5 protein-coding genes and 2 rRNA genes are annotated in these 6326 nt (G+C 40.1%); all 7 read right to left on the reverse strand.

Annotated features, from left to right (window positions below):
• Positions 1 to 153: 153 nt before the first annotated feature.
• Positions 154 to 2580 (reverse strand): ATP-dependent protease ATP-binding subunit ClpC, encoded by a 2427-nt coding sequence (clpC, locus tag DX933_RS03330; protein ID WP_123315067.1) that lies wholly within the window; start codon positions 2578 to 2580, stop codon positions 154 to 156.
• Positions 2581 to 2599: 19 nt separating this feature from the next.
• A complete protein-coding gene (locus DX933_RS03335) occupies positions 2600 to 3664 on the reverse strand; it encodes a protein arginine kinase (RefSeq protein ID WP_123315068.1) in 1065 nt (354 codons plus the stop codon).
• Complete coding sequence (locus tag DX933_RS03340; RefSeq protein WP_123315069.1) at positions 3661 to 4212, reverse strand: UvrB/UvrC motif-containing protein; 552 nt, start codon at positions 4210 to 4212, stop codon at positions 3661 to 3663. Before DX933_RS03340 ends, DX933_RS03335 begins: the two co-directional genes overlap by 4 nt.
• A 56-nt stretch (positions 4213 to 4268) precedes the next feature.
• Positions 4269 to 4730: a CtsR family transcriptional regulator gene (locus DX933_RS03345; RefSeq protein ID WP_123315070.1), complete on the reverse strand. Its 462-nt coding sequence runs from the start codon at positions 4728 to 4730 to the stop codon at positions 4269 to 4271.
• Between the two features lie 382 nt (positions 4731 to 5112).
• Positions 5113 to 5811, reverse strand: a complete 699-nt coding sequence (locus DX933_RS03350) for an MgtC/SapB family protein (protein WP_123315071.1) — start codon at positions 5809 to 5811, stop codon at positions 5113 to 5115.
• Positions 5812 to 5937: 126 nt separating this feature from the next.
• Positions 5938 to 6053, reverse strand: a 5S ribosomal RNA gene (gene rrf, locus DX933_RS03355).
• A gap of 101 nt (positions 6054 to 6154) precedes the next feature.
• Positions 6155 to 6326: ribosomal RNA gene (locus DX933_RS03360) — 23S ribosomal RNA — on the reverse strand; the annotation flags it as partial.

The raw sequence follows: 6326 nt of genomic DNA on the forward strand, positions 1-6326 counted from the left end.
AATAATAACCGTAAAGTTACAGGTTTCTATCAATTTAACAATAGTTTTTCCATCTTTATGCCACAATTGTTATTTTATCATGGAGAATGAAGATAAGGAAAAACCGAAAAGCAGGTGCTCTTCGGTTCAAAATGATAGAAAAATTGTTTTTTGTTAAGGTAAAACAATGAATTCTCCTTTATTGTTTAGCCCTATTTTTACTTTTTGACCTTTTGAAATGGTACCCTTTAATAAGGCTTCAGAAAGTAAATCTTCTACATGCTTCTGAATGGACCGGCGTAATGGCCTTGCGCCATACTCGGGCTCGAAGCCTTCATCAGCAATCTTTTCCAACGCCTTATCTGTTAGTGAGAAATCTATCTCCTGCTCTTGCAGACGTTGTTTCAGTTGATTCACCATCAGCACGACAATTTCTTTCATATGCTTTTTCTCTAAGGAGTGGAATACAATCGTTTCATCAATCCGATTGAGGAATTCAGGTCGAAATGCTTTTTTCATTTCTGCCGTTACCTTATCCTTCATATCCGTGTATTCCTGGCCCTCTTCACCAAGATTGAAGCCAACATATTTGTTTCGACGCAATTCACTTGCACCTACGTTTGAGGTCATGATCAAGACCGTATTACGAAAATCTACTAAACGGCCTTTAGAATCGGTTAATCGACCATCCTCCAACACTTGCAGTAAAATATTAAAGACATCTGGATGCGCCTTTTCTACCTCATCCAGTAAAACAACAGAATAAGGCTTACGACGGACTTTTTCAGTTAATTGACCACCTTCTTCAAAGCCGACATAGCCCGGAGGAGAGCCAACAAGACGTGAAGTGGAATGCTTCTCCATGTATTCGGACATATCAATTCGTATCATCGCATCCTCATCAGCAAACATTGCCTCTGCTAGCGCGCGAGCTAATTCTGTTTTACCAACACCTGTTGGACCTAAGAAGATAAAAGAACCAATTGGTCGCTTCGGATCCTTCAATCCTGCTCGTGCACGACGGATTGCTTTCGAAACGGCATTGACTGCCTCTTTTTGACCAATGACTCGTTTATGAAGAATTTCTTCCATATTCAGCAAACGATTACTTTCATCCTTTGTCAGCTTCGACACAGGAACACCAGTCCAAGCTGATACGACACTCGCAATGTCCTCAACAGTCACACGGGAATCCTCTTGTCCCTGCTTTTCTTTCCACTCATTTTTCGTTGTTTCCAGCTGCTCCCGAAGACGTTGCTCAGAATCACGTAATGCTGCCGCTTTTTCAAATTCCTGTCCTTGGACAGCTGCATCCTTTTCTTTACGAACCTCTTCTAATTTATGCTCCAATTCCTTTAAATTTGGTGGAATCGTATAAGATTTTAATCGCACTTTAGAGCCAGCTTCATCAATTAAATCTATTGCTTTATCTGGCAAAAAGCGGTCCGTAATATATCGGCTCGATAAATTAGCCGCAGCATCGATGGCATCATCAGTTATCGTTACACGATGATGTGCTTCATAACGATCACGTAACCCTTTTAAGATTAAAATGGTCTCCTCAATTGATGGTTCATCCACTTGGATGGGTTGGAAGCGTCGTTCAAGTGCTGCATCTTTTTCAATGTATTTACGATACTCATCTAACGTTGTTGCCCCAATACATTGCAGCTCGCCTCGTGCAAGGGATGGTTTTAAAATATTGGACGCATCAATCGCACCCTCTGCACCACCTGCACCAATCAATGTATGAAGCTCATCAATGAATAAGATGATATTTCCTGCTTGGCGAATTTCTTCCATTACTTTTTTAAGACGATCCTCAAACTCACCCCGGTATTTCGTGCCTGCAACGACCGTCCCCATATCTAAAGTCATCACTCGTTTATCTCGTAGGATTTCAGGTACTTCGTTATGGACAACCTGCTGTGCAAGACCCTCAGCAACAGCCGTTTTACCGACACCAGGCTCACCGATTAAAACGGGATTGTTTTTCGTACGTCGGCTTAATACTTGAATAACGCGTTCAATTTCCTTGCTGCGACCTATTACCGGATCCACATTGCCCTCTTTTGCACTGGCTGTTAAATCTCTAGCCAAAGAATCCAATGTTGGCGTATTTGCATTTGGTACCTGTCCACGGTTTTGTCTGCCTGCTTGGGATTCATTACTGCCTAGTAATTGCAATACCTGCTGTCTGGCCTTATTTAGGCTTACCCCCAAGTTTGTAAGTACACGCGCAGCAACACCCTCGCCTTCACGAATCAAGCCAAGTAAAATATGCTCTGTCCCTACATATGAATGACCAAGCTTCCGTGCTTCATCCTGAGAAAGCTCGACTACCTTTTTGGCACGTGGTGTGTAATGAATAGCCTGCATGGTTTGCTTACCTTTACCAATTAGTTTTTCAACCTCTTCCTGAATTTTAGGTGCTTCCAGTCCTAAAGATTCCAACGCTTTGGCTGCAATTCCTTCACCCTCACGAACCAAACCTAATAAGATATGCTCTGTCCCTATATTATGATGGCCAAGACGAACCGCTTCTTCCTGGGAGAGTGCCAGCACTTTTTGCGCTCTTTCTGTAAATCTTCCAAACATCATATCCTCTTCCTCCTACCGATTATTTCTCCAACTGTAATCGTTCCCGTATCAGTGTTGCCCGTAATACGTCTCGTTCATTCGCTGTTAATGCCTTTTGTGCATAATGCTGTAAAAAGCCCGGCTGTGTTAAGACCATTAGTTCATGTAAAATGGTACAGGAAATATTTTTGATCATATCTAGGTCGATGCCCAGACGAACATCTGATAAACAATTTGCTGCTTCTTTTGATTCCATAATTCTACTATATTCCAGTACACCAAGTGAACGATATATACGATCCGCCAGTTTTGTCGGGGATTGCTGCATCAAACGTTCCCTTGCATGCCGTTCATGCTCAATCAATTGCTGGACGACTCCTTGAAGGTCGGAAATAATATCCTCTTCTGATTTGCCCAGTGTGATCTGATTTGAGATTTGGAATAGATTGCCCAACGCCTCGCTTCCCTCACCGTATATCCCCCGAACAACAAGTCCCAATTGGTTAATTGCTGGAATCATACGGTTCAGCTGTTTCGTTAATGCCAGTGCAGGTAAATGCATCATCACCGATGCACGCATACCTGTTCCAACATTGGTAGGGCAGCTTGTTAAGTATCCCTTCGTTTCATCAAAAGCATAATTGACCTTTGTCTCCAACCAATCATCAAAAGCAAAAGCTTTTTTCAACGCTTTCGCCAGCTGAAGTCCTGGGTAATAAAGCTGAATACGAATGTGATCCTCTTCATTCACCATGACCGAAACCTGTTCATTGCTAGAGATTAACGTTGCACCTGCCTGAGTGTTTTTCGCTAATAGCGGACTAATTAAATGTTTCTCAACCAACACCCTGCGCTCAATGGTACTTAAATCCTGAATCGATATAAATTCTAAATCCTGATAATCATCAAAGGATTGTTGATCATAGGATGACTTAAAAAATGCTTTGATTTCCTCCAGTTCTTCTTCTGTAGCCACCGTCGGAAATACAGCATCCGCAAAGTTTCTCGCTAATCTAATTCGACTGCTTAAAACGATATCGCTATCTGGCCCGTTTTCACGCATCCAGGGGCTAATCGCTTCATTCATGAAATCCTTCAAGGTCATTTATCATCACCTGCTTCTTCTTCGCGAATCTGTGCATCCAATGCCTTTATCTGATCTCTAACTTTCGCTGCCTGTTCAAAAGCCTCTTCTTCAATTAGCGTCTTTAATTGGTTGCGGTAATCCTCCATCTGTTTTTTCAAATGAAGATTGCCACCTTTTCGCTTTGGAATCTTACCAGCATGTTTCGTATTCCCGCTATGAACCCTGCGTAAAATTGGATCCAATTGGCTGGAGAAAGCATCATAGCAAGTAGCACATCCAAATTTTCCGGAGCGTTTAAATTGCGAGAAGGTTAATTCACATGTGGGACATTGCAAGTCATTACGATGTTGTATTGGTGTATTATTCGTCCCAGATTCCATTTTTGGCGAATCAAAATTAAAAAGTCCGGTTAACAAATTATGCAATGTATACGCTTCTTCCGGATAAGTAAAATATCCTTTTAATTTTGCACATTCTTCACAAACATTTATTTGCATTTTTTTACCATGAATAACCTGTGTTAAATGGATTGTTGCGGGTCGTTTATGACATTCCTGACATTCCATTGCCTCTCCTCCTTTTAAGGATATTCCAATGGTCTGATAAACATTATATATAACTATTATTCATATTTTAAAGTCGTTAGCATTGCTGTCAGCAGCCTCGAACGAACCTCATCCCGTAATGGCAACGGAAAGGCAAGGGTTTCGCGCTGCATAACGCTAGCAATGATGGTCGCTTCACGTTCGGTAATGATTTCTTCCTCTAATAACCGTTCCAATATATCTAAAGAGGCGCGTTGTGTGACAGCCGGTTGGATCATCTGGATAATTTCGTCAATCATTTCCGATTTATCTTGATGAATGACACGGATAATACGGATATAACCACCACCACCACGTTTACTCTCTACTATATACCCTTTTTCAATCGTAAAACGCGTATTAATAACATAGTTAATTTGTGAGGGAACACATTGAAATTGATCTGCTACCTCACTCCGTTTTATTTCAATAACATTTTTACCTTTTGTATGCAATCTTTTCTTCAAGTATTGTTCAATAATATCGCTAATATTTCGCATCGGACCACCTCCCAACCAAAACAATTACATTGACTTTGACTAACTTTGACTATATTTTTATTATACGCCAAACCAACCATTATGCAAACCATCTTTTTATAAAAAACCATACAATTCCGTATGATTTGTTTACTACCCACTAAAAATTTAAAGGATCACTTCATTTTTTGAGAAAAGCATACACCTTTGCTTTAGCAATCGTAACAACCTGCTCATCATGTCGTGTTTTTTGTGGAGTTATATGCACGGTCTCAAATGTATGTGATTGGGTGATAGACATGCGTCCATTCGTTCACGTTAATACTTGCAGGCATACATGTGCTTATCTTCTTAATCTTCCCTAAAACGATCTAACATAACACATGTTTTACTTAAAATATTTTTAACTCCGATCAATGATATTCTTCACAGCCGTTATGTTGGAAATCTCTTCAACTAACAAAACGCGGTTCATATCCTTACCTTTGTTCTTTTCAAATTGAAAAAATAAACTTCGCAAATCATTTTCTACTTTCATAATTTCTACACTGCGAATCTGCACATTGTATTTTTCAAATACCGATACAATTTGATGGACCTGCAAATCCGGTAAAGCAATAATCTCTATCACATTTGAAGTGTGGGTTTTCACAAATATTTTTTCTAGATTATTTAAAAATACTAAGCTAAGTAAAATAATCAAAGTCGTAAATACAGCAACAGCATACATCCCTGCACCAACAACTAGTCCGAGTCCTGCAACAGTCCAAATAGATGCAGCAGTAGTTAGTCCTCTTATTGTTCCTCCATAAACAATAATTGTACCTGCTCCGAGGAATCCAATACCACTTATTACATAGGAAGGGATACGTGCCGGATCAAATCTTATATTAAGATTTGTTCCTTCAAATTGTTGGAAGCCATAGAGAGAAAGACACATCATTAAGCAAGCACCAATACCAACTAAAATATGTGTCCGGAATCCAGCAGAGTGATTTTTTAATTCCCGTTCAAAACCAATAAGGCCCGATAATACGAGTGCAATTAAAACACGAATTATAATGGTAAGAAAATCATTACCTAAAATATCATTCCAGGTCATGCTGATTGTAGCCTCCCTGTTATTATTTATCCATCATTTTACTATAATGGAGCGTATCCTGCACAACATTCACTTCACAAAAAAAAGCAACTCAATGAGAATAACTCATTGAGTTGCTTTTTAACTGCCCGGCAGCGTCCTACTCTTGCAGAGGCGATGCCTCAACTACCATCGGCGCAGAAGAGCTTAACTGCTGTGTTCGATATGGGAACAGGTGTGACCTCTTCGCTATTGCTACCAGACCTGAATATACAGGTTGTTTTGTATAATTCATCATGAAATATACAATTTATACCCTGAAAACCAAATAAGCGATTAACCATGACATATCAACCAAAATAAGTTAGTTAAGTCCTCGATCAATTAGTATCCGTCAGCTGCACGTGTTACCACGCTTCCACCTCGGACCTATCAACCTCATCGTCTTTGAGGGATCTTACTCACTTGAAGTGATGGGAAGTCTCATCTTGAGGGGGGCTTCATGCTTAGATGCTTTCAGCACTTATCCTTTCCAC

The organism is Ornithinibacillus gellani, assembly GCF_003730295.1.
In the GTDB taxonomy this organism is placed as follows: domain Bacteria; phylum Bacillota; class Bacilli; order Bacillales; family Amphibacillaceae; genus Ornithinibacillus_A; species Ornithinibacillus_A gellani.

Bases quoted from the DNA above. Each gene is read 5' to 3' on its own strand.
- clpC (WP_123315067.1), bottom strand. From the start codon at position 2,580: ATGATGTTTGGAAGATTTACAGAAAGAGCGCAAAAAGTGCTGGCACTC.
- DX933_RS03335 (WP_123315068.1), bottom strand. From the start codon at position 3,664: ATGACCTTGAAGGATTTCATGAATGAAGCGATTAGCCCCTGGATGCGT.
- DX933_RS03340 (WP_123315069.1), bottom strand. From the start codon at position 4,212: ATGGAATGTCAGGAATGTCATAAACGACCCGCAACAATCCATTTAACA.
- DX933_RS03345 (WP_123315070.1), bottom strand. From the start codon at position 4,730: ATGCGAAATATTAGCGATATTATTGAACAATACTTGAAGAAAAGATTG.
- DX933_RS03350 (WP_123315071.1), bottom strand. From the start codon at position 5,811: ATGACCTGGAATGATATTTTAGGTAATGATTTTCTTACCATTATAATT.